This is a genomic window from Paenibacillus illinoisensis NBRC 15959 (assembly GCF_004000925.1).
Lineage (GTDB): Bacteria > Bacillota > Bacilli > Paenibacillales > Paenibacillaceae > Paenibacillus > Paenibacillus illinoisensis.
In genome coordinates, this window is sequence record NZ_BIME01000018.1 from 13217 (window position 1) to 35904 (window position 22688).

Genomic DNA, 22688 nt, shown 5'->3' on the forward strand with positions numbered 1-22688 from the left:
TTATGAGCACAGAAGTTCGTGTGCGTTACGCGCCGAGTCCAACGGGACACCTGCATATCGGGAATGCCCGTACGGCGCTCTTTAACTACTTGTATGCCAAGCATAATAACGGGAAATTTATCATTCGTATTGAGGATACTGACGTAAAACGGAACATTGCGGGTGGCGAGGAAAGCCAGCTTAAATATTTGAAATGGCTTGGAATCGAGTGGGATGAGAGCATTGATGTAGGCGGGGAATACGGACCTTACCGTCAGACGGAACGTTTGGATATTTACCGCAAATACACCCAGGAGCTGCTGGATAAAGGTCTGGCTTACCGCTGCTTCTGCACGGAAGAAGAGCTGGAGCAAGAGCGCGAGGAGCAAACGGCACGTGGAGAAACGCCGCGTTATTCGGGCAAACACCGGGACCTGACACCAGAGCAAATCAGTGCTTTTGAAGCGGAAGGCCGCGTTGCGAGCATTCGTTTCCGTGTACCGGAAGAGCGCACATATACGTTCGATGACATGGTTAAAGGCACCATTTCATTTAACAGCAAGGAATCCGGTGACTTCGTCATTGTGAAAAAAGACGGCATTCCCACGTACAACTATGCCGTTGCAGTGGATGATCACCTGATGAAAATCTCCCACGTTCTCCGCGGGGAAGATCACATCTCCAACACGCCGCGTCAGCTGATGATCTATGAAGCGCTCGGCTGGGAGCCGCCGCAATTCGGTCATATGACCCTAATCGTGAATGAAAATCACAAGAAGCTGAGTAAACGTGATGAGTCCGTCATTCAGTTTATCGAACAATATGATCAGCTCGGCTACTTGCCAGAGGCGATGTTCAACTTCATTTCCCTGCTTGGCTGGTCGCCTGAAGGGGAAGAAGAGATCTTCTCGCAGGAACAGTTGATCTCCATCTTTGATACCAAACGTTTGTCCAAGAGCCCGGCTGTATTTGATACGCATAAGCTGGCACACTTGAACAATCACTATATTAAACATGCAGACCCGGATCGTATTGCTGAAATGGCGATTCCGCATCTGCAAAAGGCAGGACGTATCGCAGCTGAGCTGTCCCCTGAGCAGAAGGAATGGGCGTATACACTCGTTCATCTGTACCAGGAGCAAATGACTGCAGCCTCCGACATTGTGGAACTGTCCGAAGTATTCTTCCGCTCCCATCTGGAGCTGGATGCAGAAGCGACCGCCGTGCTTGGAGAAGAGCAGGTACCAACGGTTCTGAAGGCCTTTGCCGATAAAGTTCAGGCGAGTGAAGAGTTTACCCCAAGTAAAATGGCCGCATTGATTAAGGAAGTACAGAAGGAAACCGGATTTAAAGGCAAGCAGCTCTTTATGCCTATTCGTGTAGCACTGACTGGACAGACCCATGGACGTGACCTGAATCAGACGATTGTTCTGCTCGGCCGGGATACAGTTGTTGAGCGTCTGCATGCACAGGTGAAAGGCGCGTAATCTTGGAGCGCTGTAGATCCTGGTACTGTTGCGGGTAAGGGTCGGTATCGCCTGGGATGAAGTTATTGCAAGGTTGTTGTCAGTCCAGTACCTTTTCGCTATAATAGCAACACAAAGGTTAAATGACATGTTTCAGCATTCATCATAGAACAGCAAAGACCGGGAGGAGTAAACCGAACCGGACAGTTCCAGAGAGGATGGTCCCGCAGCGAAGAATGAATTTCTTTGGCTGTGGTGGCTGTGAGCCATCCACTGTCCGTCGGTCGAAATGCGCCCGTGAGCTGCATAGCCGAATCCGGCCCCGCCTCTTGTATGTGTAGGAGAGGAAAACGTCAGGATAGGTTGTGACGGTTGGTTTCCGTTACCGAACCGCTTGAGGGTTTATTCTTATTTGTCGGAAGAGGTGGCAGCCATTCGCTGACTGTCTAATTCTGATACATAAGTTTGGGCCGAGCAGAGTGGGACCGCGATTAACGCCTCTGCAGCATTATGCTGCAGAGGCGTTTTTTGTTTGGGGCGAGTCAGCAGTACACTACCAAGAGGGCTGCGCCGTCCGGTATGCCGGAGGACGAAGACCTGAACAAGAGGGGAACGAGCATGTTCAAGAAGATCAGATCAGATATCCAGGCGGTGTTTGAAAACGATCCGGCTGCCCGGGGATGGTTCGAGGTTGTATTTACCTATTCGGGGCTGCATGCCATATGGGCTCACCGGATCGCGCACTTTTTCTATAAACGGAAATGGTTCTCGGTTGCCCGTTTCATCTCGCAGATCAGCCGTTTTATGACAGGAATCGAGATTCACCCTGGAGCGACCATAGGAAATCGGCTTTTTATTGACCATGGAATGGGTGTAGTTATTGGTGAAACCTGTGAGATAGGCGATGATGTTGTTATTTACCAGGGGGTTACACTTGGCGGAACAGGGAAAGAAAAAGGAAAGAGACACCCGACGATTGGCAATAATGTGGTTATCTCATCGGGAGCCAAAGTGCTCGGTTCATTCAGCGTTGGTGATCAATGTAACATTGGAGCCAACTCGGTCGTATTGAAAGAAGTGCCATCCAACAGTACGGTTGTAGGCATACCGGGGAGAATCGTCAAGCAGGACGGACGCCGGGTGGATCGTCTGAATCAGCAGCTGCCCGATCCGGTCATTGACTCTCTGCGCAGTATGCAGCAAGAGATCGAACGATTGCGTGAAGAAGTGCGTACACTACAGGATAGCCGTAAGAATGAGACTTCGCGTGATACAATAAATAAATAGGGAAGTATGAATGAAAGGAAAGTGACCATGACGCTTCAAATTTACAATACGATGAGTCGTACCAAAGAGAATTTCGTTCCCCAAGAACCGGGGAAGGTAAAAATGTATGTGTGCGGACCGACAGTGTATGATTACATTCATATCGGGAATGCACGTCCGGTTATTTTTTTCGACACCGTTCGCGGTTACTTGGAACAGACAGGACATGAAGTAAACTACGTTGTTAACTTCACCGATGTTGATGATAAATTAATTCGCAAAGCCGAACAGCTGGGTACTGACGTTCCTCATGTTGCGGAGAAGTTTATTGCTGCGTACTACGAGGATCTTGAGGGATTGGGGATTCCCAAAGCCAGCAGCAACCCGAGAGTTACAGAGAATATGCCGCTCATTATCGATTTTATCCGTGAGTTGGTTGAAAAAGGCTTTGCTTACGAAAATGGTGGGGACGTATATTACCGCACAGGCAAATTCGAAGAGTACGGCAAGCTGTCGAAGCAGAATCTGCAGGAATTGCAGTTCGGTATCCGGATTGGTGTAGATGAGCGCAAAGAACATCCCGAAGATTTCGTGCTCTGGAAAGCAGCTAAACCAGGTGAGATCTACTGGTCCAGTCCTTGGGGCAATGGTCGTCCGGGCTGGCATATCGAATGCTCTGCTATGGCGCGTGAATACCTGGGAGATACGCTCGATATCCATGGAGGTGGACAGGATCTGCAGTTCCCTCACCATGAGTGCGAATGCGCACAATCCGAGGTGCTGACGGGCAAACCGCTTGCCAACTACTGGATGCATAACGGATTTATCCGTATCGATAACGAAAAAATGTCGAAATCACTCGGTAACGGAGTGCTTGTAAAAGACCTTCGAACCCAGTACAAACGTGAAGCCATTCGTTATTTCATGCTGTCGACACATTACCGCAATCCGCTTAACTTTACCGAAGATACAATGGAGCAAGCGCAAAACAGTGTGGATCGGATCGCGAATGCCGTTGGTAATCTGAAGCATCGTTTGCAGGCAGTAACAGTAGATCAGGATATTACAGCGGAGTTCGCTGCTAAACTGGAGCAGATTCGCCAGCACTATCACGAGAAAATGCAGGATGATTTCAATACTCCGGATGCCATTACCGCATTGTTCGAATGGGCTGCGGAAGCAAACCAGCTGCTGCAAAAAGAAGTTGTAAACGCTGCGGAAATTCGTGCATTGCTTGAGCTGTTTGGTGAGTTGAATGCGGTGCTTCGCATTTATACGGAAGCAGAACCGGAGCTCCTGGATGAAGAGATTGAACGCCTGATTGAAGAGCGTACGGAAGCGCGCAAGTCCAAGAACTGGGCACGGGCTGATGAAATTAGAGACGAATTGTCAGCGCAGGGCATCCTGCTTGAAGATACGGCTCAAGGGATGAGATGGCGGCGCAAATGAACGAGGACCAGTTGAAAAATTTGTCTGATTCTGTCGATCATTCGGAGCAGGGGGAACGGCCTGCTGAAGAACAGACAGAGGCTGTGGCACAGGGAGGGTGGTTTCCGTACCCGCCTTCCCGGCCTGCAAGATTGATTCCTCCGATTGCACTCGCCTATATCGGTGATGCAGTGTATGAGGTAGCGGTAAGGCAGTATCTGTTGTCCAAAGCCAATATGCGTCCGAATCACTTGCATCGCAGTGCGACGGGTCTTGTATCAGCCAAGGCACAGAGTCGTATCCTTACAGGGATCGAGGAACAATTGACCGAAGAAGAGCGCGACGTTGTAAGACAGGGGCGGAATGCGAAGTCGGGCAGTATTCCCAAGAACGCCGATGTGCTGGAATACAGACATGCCACTGCTCTAGAGTGCCTTGTAGGTTACCTGTACAGTAGTGGTCGGCATGAGCGCATGATCCAACTGATTACGCAGGGAATTGAGCGTGCAGAACAGCAATCACCGCCACCAAACAAAAAATAAAAATAACAACTTAGTCGTTCCTGTGGTACAAGCCAACTAGGAGGTATATGCAGGACGTAATAGAGAGGACCGAAGCAATATGGAAGAAGAATGGATTGCTGGTAAGCACTCCGTGACGGAGGCGCTGCGTTCAGGCCGGACCATCAACAAAATATGGATCGCTGATACAGCACAGAAACACTTGACCCAACCAATTATCGCGGAAGCCAAAAAACTCGGTATCGTAATTCAGCATGTGGACAAGCGCAAATTGGATCAAACTGTGCCGGGCATTCAGCATCAGGGTGTTGTCGCGCAAGCGGCCCCTTATGCTTATGCTGAGGTAGAGGATATTTTGGAAGCGGCAAAATCGAAGAATGAGCATCCGTTTTTGATTTTGCTGGACGAAATTGAAGATCCGCATAACCTGGGTTCCATTCTGCGGACAGCTGACTGCACGGGGGCACACGGTGTTATTGTCCCTAAGCGGCGTTCAGCATCAGTGACTGCAACAGTGTCAAAAACTTCTGCAGGTGCGGCTGAATATGTACCGGTTGCTAGGGTTAGTAACCTGGCTCAGACGATTGATCGTCTCAAGGAAGAGGGCGTGTGGGTTGTGGGTACGGATGTGACTGCACGTGAGCCGGTATTTGGCAATGGTGTATTCACAGGACCGGTAGCCCTGGTTATCGGGAACGAAAACAAAGGTATGGGCCGACTAATTCGTGAGAAGTGTGATGTACTGGTCAAATTGCCGATGCAGGGACAGATTAACTCCCTGAATGCTTCCGTGGCGGCGGGTGTTGTCATGTACGAAGTGCTTCGTTCGCGCCAAGCACAGGGATAGATGGTATGGCTGATTCCCGGGATGTGCTTCTGGTAGACGGGTATAACATGATTGGTGACTGGCCAGAACTGTCCAGACTGGCAGAGAGTGGGCTCGAGGAGGCGCGGAATCGTCTTCTCTTCCGTCTTGCCGACTATCAGGCGTTCTCCGGTCGCAAGGTCATCGTTGTTTTTGATGCCTATCTCGTACCCGGACTTGGTAAAACATACACACAGAGCAAAGTACAGATCTATTTTACCAAGGAAAAAGAGACGGCTGACGAATGCATTGAGAGACTCGTACGGGAACTAAGCTCGCGGAGACGCCAAATCTATGTAGCCACAAGTGATATGGTAGAACAGCATGTCATTTTTGGACAGGGAGCATTACGTGTATCTGCCAGGGAACTGCTGATCGAAGTGGAGCAGAATGAGAAAGAATTGCAGAAACGTCTGGAGGAGGATCAGGCCAAGTCCACACGCAATACACTGGGAGCCAAGCTTAGCCCGGATGTGTTGAAGCAATTTGAGCGCTGGCGGCGTGAATAGGGGAACTGTTTTACAAATATTTCAATCTTGAAAGTCTTGACAATTATGTTATTGATGTTCTTTTTTAGGGATAGCGTGGTTGACGGTGTGAGGTGCCATCATATATACTGTTCGTATATTTCATAGAGTAGAGTAACGGTGTACCTTGCGTTGCAGCCGGAGGGATTGTCTGTGAGTGTCGACCTCAAAGATATCATGTTATCAAAGTATGATTACCAAAGTGACGAAGACATTGTCGAAGCGGTCCGTGAAGGTGAGAGCGAAGCGCTGGAGTTTTTGATTAACAAATATCGCAACTTTGTACGCGCCAAGGCAAGATCTTATTTTCTGATTGGGGCAGACCGGGAAGATATCATTCAGGAAGGAATGATTGGTCTCTACAAATCCATTCGCGATTTTAAGGGAGACAAACTGGCTTCGTTCAAAGCTTTTGCCGAGCTGTGTATCACCAGACAGATTATTACGGCAATCAAGACGGCAACACGTCAGAAACATATTCCGCTTAATTCCTATGTATCGTTGGACAAGCCAATCTATGATGAAGAATCCGATCGTACGTTACTCGATGTGATTTGTGGAACCCAGGTCAGTGATCCGGAAGAGCTTATCATTAACCAGGAAGAGTTTGTGGGTCTGGAAGATAAGATGTCGGAGATTCTAAGTGACTTGGAACGAAAAGTATTGATGTTGTATCTGGACGGGAGATCTTATCAAGAGATTGCAGTAGATTTGGACCGGCATGTGAAGTCCATTGATAATGCACTGCAGCGCGTGAAGCGCAAACTTGAAAAGTACCTGGAAGTTCGAGATAATTGAACAATGTTGCTGTTGACGGAAAAGGCTCGGAGTTTGAGTCTTTTTTTGCTGCTCTAAGTTTATAAGTCAAAAGTTTGATAATACTAGTAATCGCTTGGTCCAAGCAGGAGAAGAGAAAAATCAGAGACGCCCGAACTACACGTTTTTCGAACGGAACTTTTACCAGTGATGAAAGGCTATTCTTTCATTGACATGGTTATACCCTTATGATAAAGTGTTTTAGGTAGGCCTAAATTCGCGGCTTTTTTTTAGGATCAATTTAGAGACTCTGCTTTAAAGTGGAAGTCTTCGGGAGGTGTACATCATGCGGGTAATTATTACTTTGGCTTGTACAAACTGCAAACAAAGAAATTACACTACGACAAAAAACAAGCGTAATCACCCCGACCGCATGGAGATGAAGAAATTTTGCAAGTTTTGTAACGAGCAGACTTCTCATCGCGAAACCAGATAGTTTTTGGGAGGTGTAGTCGGCGTGAAACGTAGTTTCAAATCTCTGATTTCCTTTTTCTCAGAAAGCTGGGCTGAACTTAAAAAAGTTCGCTGGCCTAATCGTAAAGAGCTGACCAACTACACATTGATCGTTCTTGGTACTGTTGTGGTTATGACGCTGTTTTTTTGGGTCGTTGATATCGGCATCTCCGCTGTGATCGAAGCGATTATTTAAGAAGGGTCCCAGGTGGCTTGATATGGAAAAAAGATGGTACGTCGTTCATACCTACTCAGGGTATGAGAATAAGGTCAAAGCCAATTTGGAAAAACGCGTAGAGTCCATGGGCATGGAAGACAAGATATTCCGCGTTCTTGTTCCTATGGAAGAAGAAGTGGTAAACAAGGACGGTAAGAAAAAGACCGTTATGCGTAAAGTTTACCCCGGCTATGTCTTGGTGGAAATGATCCAAACGGATGACTCTTGGTATGTTGTTCGCAATACACCGGGTGTTACGGGATTTGTCGGTTCGACAGGTTCCGGGTCCAAACCAACTGCTCTGTTGCCTGAAGAAGTGGAACAAATTCTGAAGCACATGGGTATGGTTGAGCCGAAGCCGAAAATTGAATTCGACATTAAGGAATCCGTACGAATTAAAGTTGGTCCTTTTGCGAATTTTGTGGGCTCCGTGGAAGAAATTTTGGTAGACAAAAGCAAGTTGAAAGTGCATGTGAACATGTTTGGACGGGAAACGCCGCTTGAGTTGGAATATACACAAGTGGAGAAGATATAGTCTCTTCAAGTTTCTTGTGGGAGGACCGAAAGGTTCGTTAACCACTATTTTGCAAGGAGGTGTCAATCATGGCAAAAAAGGTAATCAAAATGGTAAAACTGCAAATTCCAGCAGGTAAAGCGAATCCAGCGCCTCCGGTAGGTCCAGCTTTGGGTCAAGCAGGTGTCAACATCATGGCATTCTGTAAAGAGTTCAACGCTCGTACAGCCGATCAAGCGGGATTGATTATTCCTGTTGAAATCACAGTATTCGAGGACCGTTCCTTTACTTTCATCACTAAAACTCCACCAGCAGCAGTTCTGTTGAAAGTGGCAGCTAAAGTGGAAAAAGGATCCGGCGAACCGAATAAGAAAAAAGTTGCTACTGTTAAACGTGATGCGGTACGTCAAATCGCAGAACAAAAAATGCCTGACCTGAATGCAGCGAACGTTGAGTCCGCAATGCGTATGGTCGAAGGTACTGCCCGTAGCATGGGTATCACCATCGAAGACTAATTTTTCATCTGAAACATGGCTTCGTAAAGCCGGCCGATTCGCGGCCGGTTGATGTGGGAGGTATATCCGCTAAAACCACAAAGGAGGAATATAACATGGCTAAACACGGTAAAAAATACCTGGAAGCTGCTAAGCTGATCGACAGCGAAGCAACTTACGAGCCTTCAGAAGCTGTAGAGCTTGTGAAAAAGGCAGCCACTGCAAAATTCGATGAAACAATCGAAGCAGCAGTACGCTTGGGCGTTGACCCACGTAAGCAAGACCAGGCTGTACGTGGTGTAGTTGTCTTGCCACACGGCACAGGTAAAACACAACGCGTATTGGTATTTGCAAAAGGTGACAAAGCGAAAGAAGCGGAAGCGGCTGGCGCGGACTATGTTGGTGATGCAGACATGATCAACAAAATCCAACAAGGCTGGTTCGAATTCGACGTCTGCGTAGCGACACCAGATATGATGAGTGAAGTAGGTAAATTGGGCCGACTGCTCGGCGGTAAAGGTCTGATGCCTAACCCTAAAGCCGGAACGGTAACTTTCGATGTAACTAAGGCTGTTCAAGAAATCAAAGCCGGTAAAATCGAATATCGTCTGGATCGTGCAGGTCAAATTCATGCACCGATCGGTAAAGCATCTTTCTCTGCAGAGCAACTGAACGAGAACTTGAAAGCTCTCATGGACGCTCTGAACCGTGCTAAACCGGCGGCAGCAAAAGGTGTTTATCTGAAGAATGTTTCTCTTTCTTCCACGATGGGCCCTGGCGCACGCGTGAACGCAGCATCTTTTAGATAATATCTGTTGACAGACTTGTTCTGTTTTGATATGATATAAAAGTTGTGAGTCCGAGTGACTGACCGTTGACATTTGAATATGCTTGCCGTAGACAGTAGGTGCCATCAGGCTTAATTTCCTACCGAGGTATGATTATAGAACTTAGAACGATGTAAATCGATGATGAGTATATATCAAGCCTTCGTGATTCTACGGAGGCTTTTCTTAATGGGATAAATTTGATCAGGAGGTGTACAGTTTGGCAAACGCAAAAGTGATTCAAGCAAAACAAGAGTCCGTTGATGCAGTAACAGCGAAATTGCGCGAGAGCGCTACGACAGTTGTTGTTGACTATCGCGGTCTGAACGTTGCCCAAGTAACTGAGCTGCGTAAGCAGCTTCGTGAAGCCGGAATCGAATTCCAAGTGCTGAAAAACACATTGCTTCGCCGTGCGACTGCTGCAGCAGAACTGACAGAACTCGATAGCGTTCTTACAGGTCCTACTGCAATTGCATTCAGCGCCGAAGATGCTGTGGCTCCAGCCAAAATTCTGAACGACTTCGCTAAAAAGAACGACGCACTGGAATTGAAAGGTGCAGTTGTTGAAGGTCGTGTAATCGGAGTAGAAGAAGTTAAGGCATTGGCAGAACTGCCATCCCGCGAAGGTCTCCTCTCCATGCTCCTCAGCGTGCTTCAAGCGCCAGTGCGCAACTTCGCGCTTGCGGTTAAAGCTGTTGCGGAAAAAGAAGAACAAGGCGCGTAAGCTACTTGATCTGATCGCTGCTTAGGCAGCATTGAATGACAAAAAAATAAAATTATATATGGAGGTTCAATCATGAGTAAAGAGCAAATCTTGGAAGCAATCAAAGGCATGACTGTACTGGAACTGAACGATCTTGTTAAAGCAATCGAAGAAGAATTCGGCGTAACTGCTGCAGCTCCAGTAGCTGTTGCAGGTGGCGGAGCTGCTGCAGCAGAAGCTGAGCAATCCGAGTTCGACGTAATCTTGGCAAGCGCTGGCGCTTCCAAAATCAACGTTATCAAAGCAGTTCGTGAAATCACAGGTCTTGGCCTGAAAGAAGCTAAAGAAGTAGTTGACAATGCTCCAAAAGCATTGAAAGAAAAAGTTAGCAAAGAAGAAGCTGAATCCATCAAAGCTAAATTGGAAGAAGCAGGCGCTACAATCGAAGTTAAATAATTTGGCTTTTACAAGCTAAATGAACAAAACAACAAACCCCTTGACTTATATCAAGGGGTTTGTTGCTGTAATTGTATATGGAAAGTGAGTGAGGACATGTCCAATCATTATTATTCGGACAAACCGCAGGTCGCACATGACAGACGGGCAACGGAAGCGGAGCTTCGTGGATGGAAATTGCGATTCGTTACCGATGCAGGTGTATTTTCCAAGAGCGGAATCGATTACGGCAGCAGAGTACTGATTGATGCAGTAGAGTTAACTGCTGGGGCTCATGTTCTGGATGTGGGTTGCGGGTATGGACCAATTGGTCTTACGGCAGCCAAGCTTGTACCCGAAGGACATGTCACCATGATCGATATCAACGAGAGAGCGGTTGAGCTTTCCAGAGAAAATGCAAAAGCAAATGGAATCACGAATGTAACGGTATTACAAAGTAATCTACTTTCTGAAGTGAACCAGAGGGACTTTGACGCAGTTCTAACCAACCCGCCGATTCGAGCAGGGAAGGAAACCGTTCATACCATTTTTGAACAGGCGCATCAGCATCTGAAGGTAGGTGGTTCGTTGTGGATTGTCATTCAGAAAAAGCAAGGGGCTCCTTCGGCAAAAGCGAAGCTGGAATCCTTGTTTGGCAGAGTGGAAGAAGTAACGAAAGATAAAGGCTACCGGATTTTCAAAGCGGTGAAAACGGAGGACTCGTCCGAAGGATAGTTTCCGATTTGTAAAGTAAGCAGGGGAGCATTTTTTTTGCAATAGGACTATTGACTTGAAATTCAGGTCGTGGTATTATTGTAAAATGTCAGTATTAAGATGCCCTACTTGGCTTTAGCTAACTAAAAATGTCAATCTTTTTTTACGCCGAACGGGCTTATTATGCCTACGTTTGGCGTATAATATGTACATTTTGGGCAAACTGGGGATAAGTATGATTTTGGAAGACATCCGCCGATCAAAGTTGCTCTTTTTTCGAACGACATTCGAGTAAGGGCTTTTCTTTATTTGTGGATGCATTGCTTTGCTCTGTATGTGTACCATTATAAGGTTACAAACAGAGGTTCGCAACGAAATTTTTAAAGTGAGTAGACATTGAGGGGTGAGTTTAAGTTGGCAGGACATCTTGTTCAATATGGTCGACGCACTCGGCGCAGTTATGCACGAATTAACGAGATACTCGAAGTTCCGAACCTGATTGAGATCCAACAAAAATCTTACGATTGGTTTTTGGAGGAAGGGTTGCGCGAAATGTTCCAAGATATCTCGCCGATCCAGGATTTTACAGGCAACTTGATTTTGGAATTTATCGATTACAGTCTCGGTGAACCGAAGTATACAGTAGACGACGCGAAAGAGCGTGACGTTACTTATGCAGCACCGCTTCGGGTCAAAGTCCGGCTCATTAATAAGGAAACCGGCGAAGTCAAAGAGCAGGAAGTATTCATGGGAGATTTCCCGCTGATGACCGAAACCGGCACATTTATTATTAATGGTGCGGAACGGGTTATTGTCAGCCAGTTGGTTCGCTCTCCTAGCGTTTACTTCAGTACCAAAGTAGATAAGAACGCCAAAAAAACGTATACCGCTACAGTTATTCCTAACCGCGGCGCTTGGCTCGAATTGGAGATGGACGCGAAGGATGTCGTATACGTCCGGATCGACCGTACACGTAAAATTCCAGTTACGGTTCTCCTGCGTGCTCTTGGTTTTGGCACAGACGCTGAGATTCTGGATCTGCTCGGTAATGACGAATATATTCGCAACACGCTGGACAAAGACAATACGGATTCCACGGAGAAAGCGCTGATTGAAATTTATGAGCGTCTTCGTCCGGGCGAGCCACCAACGCTGGATAACGCGAAAAGCTTGCTCGTAGCTCGTTTCTTTGATCCAAAACGCTATGACCTAGCTAACGTAGGTCGTTACAAAATCAACAAAAAGCTCCACATCAAAAACCGTTTGTTCAATCAACGTTTGGCTGAGTCTCTCGTTGATACTGAAACTGGCGAAATTATCGCCGAAGCAGGTCAAATGGTTGACCGTCGTTTGCTCGATGAAATCATGCCTTATCTGGAGAAGAGTGTTGGCTTCCGTACGTATCACGTAGCTAACGGAGTTCTGGATGCGAATGATATTCCAATGCAAACGATTGACGTGTTCTCGCCGATTGAAGATGGTAAAGTCGTTAAGCTGATTGCCAATGCTAACATTGATAAATCAGTGAAGAACGTAACACCGGCAGACATCATTTCTTCAATCAGTTATTTCATTAACCTTCTGCACGGCATCGGAAGCACAGATGATATCGATCACCTGGGTAACCGTCGTCTGCGTTCGGTTGGTGAACTCTTGCAAAACCAGTTCCGTATCGGTTTGTCCCGTATGGAACGTGTTGTTCGTGAGAGAATGTCCATTCAGGATGCTAACGTGATCACGCCACAGGCATTGATTAACATACGTCCTGTAATTGCATCCATTAAAGAGTTCTTCGGTAGCTCCCAATTGTCACAGTTTATGGATCAAACGAACCCTCTGGGTGAGTTGACGCATAAACGTCGTCTGTCCGCACTCGGACCGGGCGGTTTGACACGTGAGCGTGCAGGCATGGAAGTCCGTGACGTCCATCCATCCCACTATGGCCGGATGTGTCCAATCGAGACTCCAGAGGGACCAAACATTGGTTTGATTAACTCCTTGTCTACATTTGCCCGTGTGAACGAATATGGTTTCATCGAAGCTCCATATCGCTGGGTAGATCCGAAGACTGGTGTCGTAACCGAGCAAATCGATTATCTGACAGCAGACGAAGAGGACAACTACGTTGTCGCTCAAGCGAACGCGAAACTGAATGAAGATGGAACATTTGCAGAAGAAGCGATCATTGTACGTTACAACAAACAATCGGATAACATCCTTACGATGCCGAGCGAGCGCGTTGACTACATGGACGTATCTCCTAAACAAGTTGTATCCGTCGCTACGGCGCTCATTCCATTCCTTGAGAACGATGACTCCAACCGCGCACTGATGGGATCCAACATGCAGCGGCAGGCGGTTCCTCTCTTGATTCCTAAAGCTCCGCTCGTAGGAACAGGTATGGAACACAAAGCTGCAAAAGATTCCGGTGTATGTATTGTCTCCAAATATGACGGGATTATTGAACGTTCTTCTGCGAATGAAATCTGGCTCCGTCGTGTGGAAGAGGTAGATGGCCAAGAAGTTAAAGGCGATATCGTTAAATATAAATTACACAAATTTATGCGTTCGAACCAAGGAACATGCATTAACCAACGTCCGATTGTCAAACGTGGTGCTGTTGTCAAAGCTGGCGACATCCTCGCTGACGGTCCTTCGACGGAAATGGGCGAATTGGCTTTGGGACGCAACGTCGTTGTTGCCTTCATGACATGGGAAGGTTACAACTACGAGGATGCGATTCTGCTTAGTGAAAAACTCGTGAAGGAAGATGTTTACACATCCATCCACATCGAGGAGTATGAGTCAGAAGCGCGTGATACCAAGCTCGGACCTGAAGAGATCACACGTGACATCCCTAACGTAGGGGAAGAAGCGCTGCGTAACCTCGATGAGCGTGGTATTATCCGGATTGGTGCCGAAATCGCTGCTGGCGATATCCTGGTTGGTAAAGTAACGCCTAAAGGTGTAACTGAACTTACTGCGGAAGAACGTCTCCTGCATGCAATCTTCGGTGAGAAAGCACGCGAAGTTCGTGATACGTCCTTGCGTGTGCCTCACGGTACTGACGGGATCGTCGTAGACGTGAAAGTATTTACCCGTGAAAACGGTGATGAACTGCCTCCAGGTGTTAACCAGCTCGTTCGTGTCTATATCGCTCAAAAACGGAAAATCTCCGAGGGTGATAAAATGGCCGGACGTCACGGTAACAAAGGGGTCGTGGCTCGTATCCTGCCGGAAGAAGATATGCCATTCCTGCCGGACGGAACACCGGTTCAAATCGTTCTTAACCCGCTGGGCGTACCTTCCCGGATGAACATCGGTCAAGTGCTCGAGGTTCACTTGGGTATGGCTGCTATGCAGCTCGGTATCCACGTAGCTACCCCTGTATTCGACGGAGCGAAAGAGTATGACGTCTTCGATACGATGGAAGAAGCAGGCATGCAGCGTAATGGTAAAACCGTTCTGTACGATGGCCGTACGGGTGAAGAGTTTGAACGTGAAGTAACTGTCGGCGTCATGCACATGATCAAGCTGGCGCACATGGTTGATGATAAAATCCATGCCCGTTCCACAGGTCCTTATTCACTCGTTACGCAACAGCCGCTGGGTGGTAAAGCCCAATTCGGTGGACAGCGTTTCGGGGAGATGGAGGTTTGGGCGCTTGAAGCATACGGCGCTGCCTATACTCTGCAAGAAATCTTGACTGTTAAGTCCGATGATGTTGTTGGTCGGGTGAAAACATATGAGTCCATTGTCAAAGGTGAGAATGTTCCGGAGCCGGGTGTTCCTGAATCGTTCAAAGTATTGATCAAAGAGCTGCAAAGCTTGGGTATGGACGTTAAGATTTTGAGTGAAGATGAACAAGAGATTGAAATGAAAGAAATGGACGATGAGGATGACGCTGCGAGCGATAAGCTCAGCCTCAACCTTGAGGGTTCAGAGGTCGGAGTGGAGTAACCGCTTCGGGCGCATGATGACCGGCGTTTTTCATCAGGCTCGCGTCTTGCTCCGGCTTCGGCCGGAGAAGGCGTAACCTAGAATACAGGAATTGGTTAAGGAGGGTTGCTCCTTGTTGGACGTCAACAATTTCGAATACATGAAGATCGGGCTTGCTTCCCCAGAAAAAATTCGTTCTTGGTCCCGCGGAGAAGTGAAAAAACCGGAAACGATCAACTATCGTACGTTGAAACCGGAAAAAGAAGGGCTGTTCTGCGAAAAGATTTTTGGCCCTACGAAAGACTGGGAATGTCACTGTGGTAAATACAAACGCGTTCGTTATAAAGGCGTTGTCTGTGACCGCTGTGGTGTTGAAGTAACACGTGCCAAAGTACGCCGTGAACGGATGGGCCATATTGAGCTCGCTGCTCCGGTATCGCACATCTGGTACTTCAAAGGTATTCCGAGCCGCATGGGTCTCGCTTTGGATATGTCTCCAAGATCTCTTGAGGAGATTATCTATTTTGCATCTTATGTAGTAACTGATCCAGGAGAAACTCCACTGGAGAAAAAACAGCTGTTGTCCGAGAAAGAATACCGCAGCTACCGTGAAAAATACGGATATGGTTTCCAAGCTGGCATGGGTGCAGAAGCGGTTAAAAAACTGCTTCAAGACCTTGATGTAGACAAAGAGCTTGAATTCCTGAAGGAAGAGCTCCGCACTGCACAAGGACAACGTCGTAACCGTGCAATCAAACGTTTGGAAGTTATTGAAGCTTTCCGCAACTCAGGTAACAAACCTGAGTGGATGATCATGGATGTACTTCCTGTTATCCCGCCGGAGCTTCGTCCAATGGTACAATTGGATGGTGGACGTTTTGCAACGTCTGACCTGAATGATCTGTACCGCCGTGTAATTAACCGGAACAACCGTCTGAAACGCTTGCTTGATCTGGGCGCACCAGACATTATCGTGCAGAACGAAAAACGGATGCTGCAGGAAGCTGTTGACGCATTGATCGACAACGGCCGTCGCGGACGCCCGGTAACGGGTCCTGGTAACCGTCCATTGAAATCCCTCAGCCACATGCTGAAAGGTAAACAAGGACGTTTCCGTCAAAACTTGCTCGGTAAACGGGTTGACTATTCTGGTCGTTCCGTTATCGTTGTCGGACCTTACCTGAAGATGTACCAGTGCGGTCTGCCAAAAGATATGGCACTTGAACTGTTTAAGCCTTTCGTTATGAAAGAGCTTGTGAATAAAGGGCTTGCCCACAACATCAAGAGCGCGAAACGTAAAGTAGAGCGTGTAAGTCCTGAAGTATGGGATGTTCTTGAAGAAGTAATCAAGGAGCATCCGGTTCTGCTGAACCGTGCCCCTACGCTTCACCGTCTCGGTATTCAAGCGTTTGAACCAATTCTGGTTGAAGGTAAAGCCATTCGTCTTCACCCGCTCGTTTGTACGGCATACAATGCCGACTTTGACGGTGACCAAATGGCCGTGCACGTTCCGTTGTCCGCTGAGGCACAAGCGGAAGCGCGTATCCTGATGCTTGCATCTGGTAACATTTTGAACCCTAAAGACGGTAAACCAGTTGTTACCCCTTCCCAGGATATGGTCCTAGGTTCATACTACCTGACTATGGACAACAAGGAAGAAAAGGGTACTGGTATGATCCTGCGTACAGTGAATGAAGCTGTATCTGCGTATCAACGCGGTACGGCCGGCTTGCATGCACGCGTAGCGATTCCGGTTAAAGCTCTGGGTAAAACTAGCTTTACTGAAAAACAACAAGATGCAATGTTGCTGACAACTGTCGGTAAAATCATCTTTAATGAAATCTTCCCAGCAAGTTTCCCTTACATCAACGATGCAACTCGTGCAAACCTTTATCAAGGTACTGCAGAGCATTTCTTTGTGTATGAAAAGGGGACTGACCTGAGAGGAGCAATCATGAACGCACCTCTAGCAGGTGGTGTTGGTAAGGAATATCTGGGTACAATCATCGCTCGTTGTTTTGAAATTTACCATACAACGGAAACAGCCGTTATTCTGGATAAAATCAAACAGCTTGGTTTCACATACTCGACTCGTGCCGGTATTACGGTTGCGGTTTCGGACGTTGTGGTGCCAGATGAGAAAACAGAGATCCTCAGACAATCCGAAGAAAAAGCACAAATCGTTACGAACCAGTACCGTCGTGGTCTGATTACGAACGAAGAGCGCTATGACCGCATCATTGATATCTGGTCTAAATCGAAAGATGATATCACCGAGATTCTGATGAAGTCGATGGATCGTTACAACTCCATCATGATGATGGTTGACTCCAAAGCACGGGGTAACAAATCGCAAATCACCCAATTGGGCGGTATGCGTGGTCTGATGGCCAACCCGTCCGGTCGTATCATCGAACTCCCAATCAAATCGAACTTCCGTGAAGGTCTTACGGTACTCGAGTACTTCATCTCGACACACGGTGCCCGTAAAGGTTTGGCCGATACGGCCTTGCGTACAGCCGACTCAGGTTACCTGACTCGTCGTCTCGTAGACGTGGCACAAGATGTGATCGTGCGTGAAGATGATTGTGGTACAGATAAAGGATTTACGGTTAGCCGTATCCAGGATGGTAAAGAGGTTATTGAAGATCTCTACGACCGTATCGAAGGAAGATACTGCTTCGAAACTGTTCGTCATCCGGAAACAAAAGAAATTATTGCACATCGCAATGAATTGATTGACTCCGACAAAGCAGAGGCAATCATCAAAGCAGGTGTAACCAAATTGCAAATCCGCTCCGTGCTCAGCTGCCGTGCTCGTCATGGTGTCTGCAAAAAATGTTACGGTCGCAACCTGGCGACTGGTAAACACGTGGAGATCGGTGAAGCAGTTGGTATTATCGCTGCGCAATCCATTGGTGAGCCAGGAACACAGCTGACAATGCGTACGTTCCACACCGGTGGTGTAGCCGGAGACGATATCACGCAAGGTTTGCCGCGTATCCAGGAGTTGTTTGAGGCTCGTAATCCTAAGGGTCAAGCAACGATCAGTGAGATTGACGGTATTGTCAAAGAGATTCGCGAAGCAAAAGACCGTCGCGAAATCGAAATTCAAGGTGAAGCGGAATCCAAAGTTTACTCCGTTACCTACGGTTCCCGTGTTCGCGTAAGCGAAGGCATGGAGATCGAAGCAGGCGACGAGCTGACTGATGGTTCCATCGATCCAAAAGAAATGCTGCGCATTAAAGGCGTACGTGGTGTACAGAACTACATTCTGCAGGAAGTACAACGCGTATACCGTAACCAGGGCGTAGAAATTAATGATAAACACGTTGAAGTTATGATCCGTCAAATGCTGCGTAAAATCCGCATCGTTGATGCAGGAGATACAACGCTGCTGCCAGGATCGTTCGTGGATACGCATGAGTACGAAAGAGCTAACAAAACAGCGATTCTTAGTGATAAGGAGCCAGCGGTTGCGAAACCAATCTTGCTCGGTATCACAAAAGCATCTCTCGAAACAGACTCCTTCCTCTCTGCGGCATCGTTCCAAGAGACTACGCGTGTACTGACAGATGCAGCGATCAAAGGTAAAGTCGATCAGTTGCTCGGTCTGAAGGAAAATGTAATCATCGGTAAACTGATCCCTGCAGGTACAGGTATGAACCGTTACCGCAGTATCAAATTTGCTGAGCCGGAAGATGGTCAATCTTCAGTTGAAGAACTTGAGCCTGTTTCCGTTGATTAAATAGATTCCCCCTGTTTAGGGTGAATATAAAGTTTTGTATGTCAGGGGATGGACGTCTGTTTAATGCAGACGGACATTTCCTGATGTGCGAAAACTTTGAATAAATGTTTTACGATTAGCATTGACATTGCTTGCGCTAGATGCTAATATATCAAAGGTGCGTGAGCAGCTGATTGTATATGTCCTATTCGGAGGAATGAACAATGTCTAATGAAAAAGGCCTGCAAGATGCTCATGTCAAAATAGGTACAAAACAGACCATGCGGATGGTCCAGTCAGGAATGGCTGCTGAGGTCTATGTGGCCGAAGATAGTGATCCGCAGCTCACTTCCAAAATCATTGCCTTGTGTGAACAACACAATGTGAAGTACACGAAAGTGGACACAATGAAAAATCTCGGCAAAGCTTGCGGGATTGGAGTGGGAGCAGCAATGGCTGCTGTCGCAAAATGATAGGGTAAGGAACGTTTTTGTCCGAGAACTTTTTAGGGATTCTCCAAGGCAAAAACTTTTCATTTGTCTTTTTATGAACCGCCTGGGTCTGTGGACTTAGCGATAAGAGGTTTATAAAGAAACATGAACAATTGAGGAAGGGGGTGGCAATCACATGCCAACTATTAACCAACTGGTACGCAAAGGACGTCAAGCTAAAGTTGAAAAGTCCAAATCACCAGCATTGCAAAAAGGGTTCAACGCTTTGAAACGTGAATCTACTAACATCAGTGCCCCACAAAAACGTGGTGTCTGCACTCGTGTAGGTACAATGACTCCACGTAAACCGAACTCTGCACTTCGTAAATATGCCCGTGTTCGTTTGACGAACCGTCTCGAGGTAACTGCTTATATCCCGGGTATCGGACATAACTTGCAAGAGCACAGTGTTGTATTGATTCGCGGAGGTAAAGTTAAGGACCTTGCAGGGGTTCGTTACCACATCGTTCGTGGAGCACTCGATACTGCAGGCGTGAACAACCGTATGCAAGCTCGTTCTAAATACGGTGCTAAACGTCCTAAAGCTAAAAAAGCCTAACACATTATAAGAAGCGATCCTGAATATCCTTTGGCTTAATGTCCAGAGTACAGGATCAGCTTAGCAAGAAAGAAAGGGGGATATCCATGCCACGCAAAGGTCCAGTTACGAAAAGAGACGTGTTGCCAGATCCGGTATACAACTCCAAGTTGGTTACTCGTTTGATCAACCGCATCATGCTCGACGGAAAACGCGGTGTTGCTCAAAGCATTCTGTATAATGCGTTCAAGTTGATCCAAGAACGCACGGGTAATGACCCGATGGAAGTATTTGAGACAGCAATCAAGAATATCATGCCAGTCCTGGAAGTTAAAGCTCGCCGTGTCGGCGGTGCCAACTACCAAGTACCAATCGAGGTAAAACCAGAGAGACGTACTGCTTTGGGTTTACGTTGGCTCGTGAACTACTCCCGCAACCGCGGTGAGAAAACAATGGAAGAGCGTTTGGCGGCTGAGATCATCGACGCTTCCAACAACACAGGCGCTTCCGTTAAGAAACGTGAAGATACGCACAAAATGGCTGAAGCGAACAAAGCGTTTGCTCACTACCGTTGGTAGGATTCAGTTCACAATAAAAACTTCAATTTTGAAGGGAGACCCATTTCATGGCAAGAGAGTTCTCCTTGAAAAATACACGTAATATCGGGATCATGGCTCATATTGATGCGGGTAAAACCACGACAACTGAGCGGATCTTGTTCTACACAGGCCGTACGCACAAAATCGGTGAAGTTCACGAAGGCGCTGCGACAATGGACTGGATGGAACAGGAACAGGAGCGCGGAATTACGATTACTTCCGCTGCGACTACCGCTGCTTGGAAAGGCCACCGCGTTAATATCATTGATACCCCGGGACACGTTGACTTCACTGTTGAAGTTGAACGTTCCCTTCGTGTATTGGACGGAGCAGTTGGTGTATTCAGTGCGAAAGAAGGCGTTGAGCCTCAGTCTGAAACTGTATGGAGACAGGCTGACCGTTACGGCGTACCTCGTATCGCTTACGTAAATAAAATGGATATCATCGGTGCTGACTTTTTGAACGTTGTCGCTGACATGCGTGATCGCCTTCAAGCGAACGCTGTTGCGATTCAACTGCCAATCGGCGCTGAAAATGATTTCATTGGTATCATCGATATCGTTGAACAAAAGGCTCATATGTACAAAGATGACCTTGGACAAAATATCGAAGAAACCGAAATTCCTGCGGAATTTGCTGATCAAGTTGAAGAACTCCGCAACGAATTGATTGAGCGGGTTGCAGAACTCGACGAAGAATTGACTATGAAATACCTGGAAGGCGAAGAGATCACTGTTGAAGAGATCAAATCTGCTCTCCGTAAAGGTGTAGTAGAAGTTAAGATCTTCCCAGTAATCTGTGGATCCTCTTATCGTAACAAAGGTGTTCAACTGATGTTGGACGCTGTTATCGACTACTTGCCAGCTCCAGTTGACGTTCCAGCAATCAAGGGTCTCCTTGAAGACGGAACAGAAGCAGTTCGCAAGTCTTCCGATGAAGAGCCATTCTCTGCATTGGCTTTCAAAATCATGACTGACCCTTACGTTGGTAAATTGACATTCTTCCGCGTATACTCCGGTGTTCTTCAATCCGGTTCTTACGTATTGAATGCGACTAAAAACAAACGTGAGCGTATCGGTCGTATCCTTCAAATGCACGCGAACAGCCGTCAAGAGATCACTGAAGTTTACTCCGGTGACATTGCAGCTGCCGTAGGTTTGAAAGATACAGGTACAGGTGATACACTATGTGATGAGAAAAACCCGGTTATCTTGGAATCGATGAACTTCCCTGATCCGGTTATCGAAATCGCCGTTGAACCTAAAACCAAAGCTGACCAAGATAAAATGGGTGTTGCTCTCGGCAAGTTGACAGAAGAGGATCCAACTCTTCGCGCTCACACTGACGAAGAAACAGGCCAAACAATCTTGGCAGGTATGGGTGAGCTTCACCTTGATATCATCATCGACCGTATGCGTCGTGAGTTCAAGGTTGAAACTACTGTGGGTAAACCACAAGTAGCTTACCGTGAAACATTCCGTGCTCCAGCGCGCGTTGAAGGTAAATTCGTACGTCAATCCGGTGGTCGTGGTCAATACGGTCACGTATGGGTTGAATTCGAACCTCTCGAGCCGGGTACAGGCAGCCAGTTCGAAAGTAAGGTTGTCGGTGGTTCCGTTCCAAGAGAATACATTCAACCTGCACTGTCAGGGATTGAAGAGCAAATGAAAAACGGCGTTATTGCAGGCTTCCCGCTTGTAGACGTTAAGGCTACAATCGTAGACGGATCTTACCATGATGTCGATTCCAATGAGATGGCATTTAAAATTGCCGGATCTATGGCGCTTAAAGCGGCTAAAGACAAGTGTAAACCAGTTCTGCTTGAGCCAATCATGAAAGTAGAAGTAACCGTTCCGGAAGAGTACATGGGTGACGTTATGGGTATGCTTAACTCCCGTCGTGGCCGCATCGAAGGTATGGATTCCCGTAGTGGAGCTCAAATCATTCGTGCTAAAGTACCTTTGTCCGAAATGTTCGGATACTCTACAACTCTTCGTTCCGGTACTCAAGGACGCGGCGTATTCTCCATGGAGCTTTCTCACTATGAAGAAGTTCCTAAGAGCATCGCTGAAGAGATCGTTGCCAAAACAAAAGGCACCGAGTAGTTTTCTCACACTGGACGCTGTGCATAGGGATATAATCTTCTAGGTGCTAACGTCCAGTGAAAAC

The 22688-nt window shown here is 47.2% G+C and carries 21 protein-coding genes and 1 other annotated feature; all 21 genes read left to right on the forward strand.

Annotated elements, in window-relative coordinates:
- Positions 1-2 precede the first annotated feature (2 nt).
- The 21 genes from gltX to fusA all read left to right on the forward strand — a co-directional run bounded on the left by gltX (position 3) and on the right by fusA (position 22624).
- Entirely contained in the window at positions 3-1466 is a 1464-nt protein-coding gene (gene gltX / locus PIL01S_RS27605; protein ID WP_127540925.1) for a glutamate--tRNA ligase, read from the forward strand.
- Positions 1467-2063: 597 nt separating this feature from the next.
- A complete protein-coding gene (gene cysE, locus PIL01S_RS27610) occupies positions 2064-2732 on the forward strand; it encodes a serine O-acetyltransferase (protein WP_127540927.1) in 669 nt (222 codons plus the stop codon).
- A gap of 27 nt (positions 2733-2759) precedes the next feature.
- Positions 2760-4160: a cysteine--tRNA ligase gene (gene cysS / locus PIL01S_RS27615; protein WP_127540929.1), complete on the forward strand. Its 1401-nt coding sequence runs from the start codon at positions 2760-2762 to the stop codon at positions 4158-4160.
- The gene (locus PIL01S_RS27620; protein WP_127540931.1) at positions 4157-4681 is read left to right on the forward strand and encodes a Mini-ribonuclease 3; all 525 of its coding nucleotides are present in this window, start codon (positions 4157-4159) and stop codon (positions 4679-4681) included. The genes cysS and PIL01S_RS27620 overlap by 4 nt, the downstream gene beginning before the upstream one ends.
- A gap of 79 nt (positions 4682-4760) precedes the next feature.
- Positions 4761-5507, forward strand: coding sequence for a 23S rRNA (guanosine(2251)-2'-O)-methyltransferase RlmB (rlmB, locus tag PIL01S_RS27625; protein ID WP_095293430.1), 747 nt, complete (start codon positions 4761-4763; stop codon positions 5505-5507).
- A gap of 5 nt (positions 5508-5512) precedes the next feature.
- Positions 5513-6034 (forward strand): NYN domain-containing protein, encoded by a 522-nt coding sequence (locus PIL01S_RS27630; protein WP_095293429.1) that lies wholly within the window; start codon positions 5513-5515, stop codon positions 6032-6034.
- Positions 6035-6205: 171 nt separating this feature from the next.
- Positions 6206-6850, forward strand: a complete 645-nt coding sequence (gene sigH, locus PIL01S_RS27635) for an RNA polymerase sporulation sigma factor SigH (protein ID WP_024633601.1) — start codon at positions 6206-6208, stop codon at positions 6848-6850.
- Positions 6851-7154: 304 nt separating this feature from the next.
- Positions 7155-7304, forward strand: coding sequence for a 50S ribosomal protein L33 (gene rpmG / locus PIL01S_RS27640; protein WP_072735843.1), 150 nt, complete (start codon positions 7155-7157; stop codon positions 7302-7304).
- 21 nt (positions 7305-7325) lie between these two features.
- Complete coding sequence (gene secE, locus PIL01S_RS27645; protein WP_024633600.1) at positions 7326-7517, forward strand: preprotein translocase subunit SecE; 192 nt, start codon at positions 7326-7328, stop codon at positions 7515-7517.
- A 22-nt stretch (positions 7518-7539) separates the two neighbouring features.
- Entirely contained in the window at positions 7540-8073 is a 534-nt protein-coding gene (gene nusG / locus PIL01S_RS27650) for a transcription termination/antitermination protein NusG (protein ID WP_056697652.1), read from the forward strand.
- Between the two features lie 68 nt (positions 8074-8141).
- Positions 8142-8567: a 50S ribosomal protein L11 gene (gene rplK / locus PIL01S_RS27655; RefSeq protein WP_053779217.1), complete on the forward strand. Its 426-nt coding sequence runs from the start codon at positions 8142-8144 to the stop codon at positions 8565-8567.
- 95 nt (positions 8568-8662) lie between these two features.
- Positions 8663-9355: a 50S ribosomal protein L1 gene (gene rplA / locus PIL01S_RS27660; RefSeq protein WP_127540933.1), complete on the forward strand. Its 693-nt coding sequence runs from the start codon at positions 8663-8665 to the stop codon at positions 9353-9355.
- Between the two features lie 67 nt (positions 9356-9422).
- Positions 9423-9569, forward strand: a sequence feature (ribosomal protein L10 leader region).
- A gap of 24 nt (positions 9570-9593) precedes the next feature.
- Positions 9594-10097: a 50S ribosomal protein L10 gene (rplJ, locus tag PIL01S_RS27665; protein ID WP_095293427.1), complete on the forward strand. Its 504-nt coding sequence runs from the start codon at positions 9594-9596 to the stop codon at positions 10095-10097.
- 72 nt (positions 10098-10169) lie between these two features.
- A complete protein-coding gene (gene rplL, locus PIL01S_RS27670; RefSeq protein ID WP_095293426.1) occupies positions 10170-10532 on the forward strand; it encodes a 50S ribosomal protein L7/L12 in 363 nt (120 codons plus the stop codon).
- A gap of 96 nt (positions 10533-10628) precedes the next feature.
- Positions 10629-11246 carry a class I SAM-dependent methyltransferase gene (locus PIL01S_RS27675; RefSeq protein WP_127540935.1) on the forward strand — a complete coding sequence of 206 codons (618 nt, stop codon included), beginning with the start codon at positions 10629-10631 and terminating at the stop codon, positions 11244-11246.
- A 393-nt stretch (positions 11247-11639) separates the two neighbouring features.
- Complete coding sequence (rpoB, locus tag PIL01S_RS27680) at positions 11640-15185, forward strand: DNA-directed RNA polymerase subunit beta (protein ID WP_095293424.1); 3546 nt, start codon at positions 11640-11642, stop codon at positions 15183-15185.
- Positions 15186-15297: 112 nt separating this feature from the next.
- Positions 15298-18912 (forward strand): DNA-directed RNA polymerase subunit beta', encoded by a 3615-nt coding sequence (gene rpoC / locus PIL01S_RS27685; RefSeq protein WP_127540937.1) that lies wholly within the window; start codon positions 15298-15300, stop codon positions 18910-18912.
- 203 nt (positions 18913-19115) lie between these two features.
- A complete protein-coding gene (locus PIL01S_RS27690) occupies positions 19116-19364 on the forward strand; it encodes a ribosomal L7Ae/L30e/S12e/Gadd45 family protein (RefSeq protein ID WP_076292165.1) in 249 nt (82 codons plus the stop codon).
- 154 nt (positions 19365-19518) lie between these two features.
- Positions 19519-19941 (forward strand): 30S ribosomal protein S12, encoded by a 423-nt coding sequence (rpsL, locus tag PIL01S_RS27695; protein ID WP_017692070.1) that lies wholly within the window; start codon positions 19519-19521, stop codon positions 19939-19941.
- An 86-nt stretch (positions 19942-20027) separates the two neighbouring features.
- Positions 20028-20498 (forward strand): 30S ribosomal protein S7, encoded by a 471-nt coding sequence (rpsG, locus tag PIL01S_RS27700; protein ID WP_056697679.1) that lies wholly within the window; start codon positions 20028-20030, stop codon positions 20496-20498.
- A gap of 47 nt (positions 20499-20545) precedes the next feature.
- Positions 20546-22624, forward strand: a complete 2079-nt coding sequence (fusA, locus tag PIL01S_RS27705; RefSeq protein ID WP_127540939.1) for an elongation factor G — start codon at positions 20546-20548, stop codon at positions 22622-22624.
- The last annotated feature ends 64 nt before the right edge of the window (positions 22625-22688 follow it).

Bases quoted from the DNA above. Each gene is read 5' to 3' on its own strand.
- gltX (WP_127540925.1), top strand. From the start codon at position 3: ATGAGCACAGAAGTTCGTGTGCGTTACGCGCCGAGTCCAACGGGACAC.
- cysE (WP_127540927.1), top strand. From the start codon at position 2,064: ATGTTCAAGAAGATCAGATCAGATATCCAGGCGGTGTTTGAAAACGAT.
- cysS (WP_127540929.1), top strand. From the start codon at position 2,760: ATGACGCTTCAAATTTACAATACGATGAGTCGTACCAAAGAGAATTTC.
- PIL01S_RS27620 (WP_127540931.1), top strand. From the start codon at position 4,157: ATGAACGAGGACCAGTTGAAAAATTTGTCTGATTCTGTCGATCATTCG.
- rlmB (WP_095293430.1), top strand. From the start codon at position 4,761: ATGGAAGAAGAATGGATTGCTGGTAAGCACTCCGTGACGGAGGCGCTG.
- PIL01S_RS27630 (WP_095293429.1), top strand. From the start codon at position 5,513: ATGGCTGATTCCCGGGATGTGCTTCTGGTAGACGGGTATAACATGATT.
- rpmG (WP_072735843.1), top strand. From the start codon at position 7,155: ATGCGGGTAATTATTACTTTGGCTTGTACAAACTGCAAACAAAGAAAT.
- nusG (WP_056697652.1), top strand. From the start codon at position 7,540: ATGGAAAAAAGATGGTACGTCGTTCATACCTACTCAGGGTATGAGAAT.
- rplK (WP_053779217.1), top strand. From the start codon at position 8,142: ATGGCAAAAAAGGTAATCAAAATGGTAAAACTGCAAATTCCAGCAGGT.
- rplA (WP_127540933.1), top strand. From the start codon at position 8,663: ATGGCTAAACACGGTAAAAAATACCTGGAAGCTGCTAAGCTGATCGAC.
- rplL (WP_095293426.1), top strand. From the start codon at position 10,170: ATGAGTAAAGAGCAAATCTTGGAAGCAATCAAAGGCATGACTGTACTG.
- PIL01S_RS27675 (WP_127540935.1), top strand. From the start codon at position 10,629: ATGTCCAATCATTATTATTCGGACAAACCGCAGGTCGCACATGACAGA.
- PIL01S_RS27690 (WP_076292165.1), top strand. From the start codon at position 19,116: ATGTCTAATGAAAAAGGCCTGCAAGATGCTCATGTCAAAATAGGTACA.
- rpsL (WP_017692070.1), top strand. From the start codon at position 19,519: ATGCCAACTATTAACCAACTGGTACGCAAAGGACGTCAAGCTAAAGTT.
- rpsG (WP_056697679.1), top strand. From the start codon at position 20,028: ATGCCACGCAAAGGTCCAGTTACGAAAAGAGACGTGTTGCCAGATCCG.
- fusA (WP_127540939.1), top strand. From the start codon at position 20,546: ATGGCAAGAGAGTTCTCCTTGAAAAATACACGTAATATCGGGATCATG.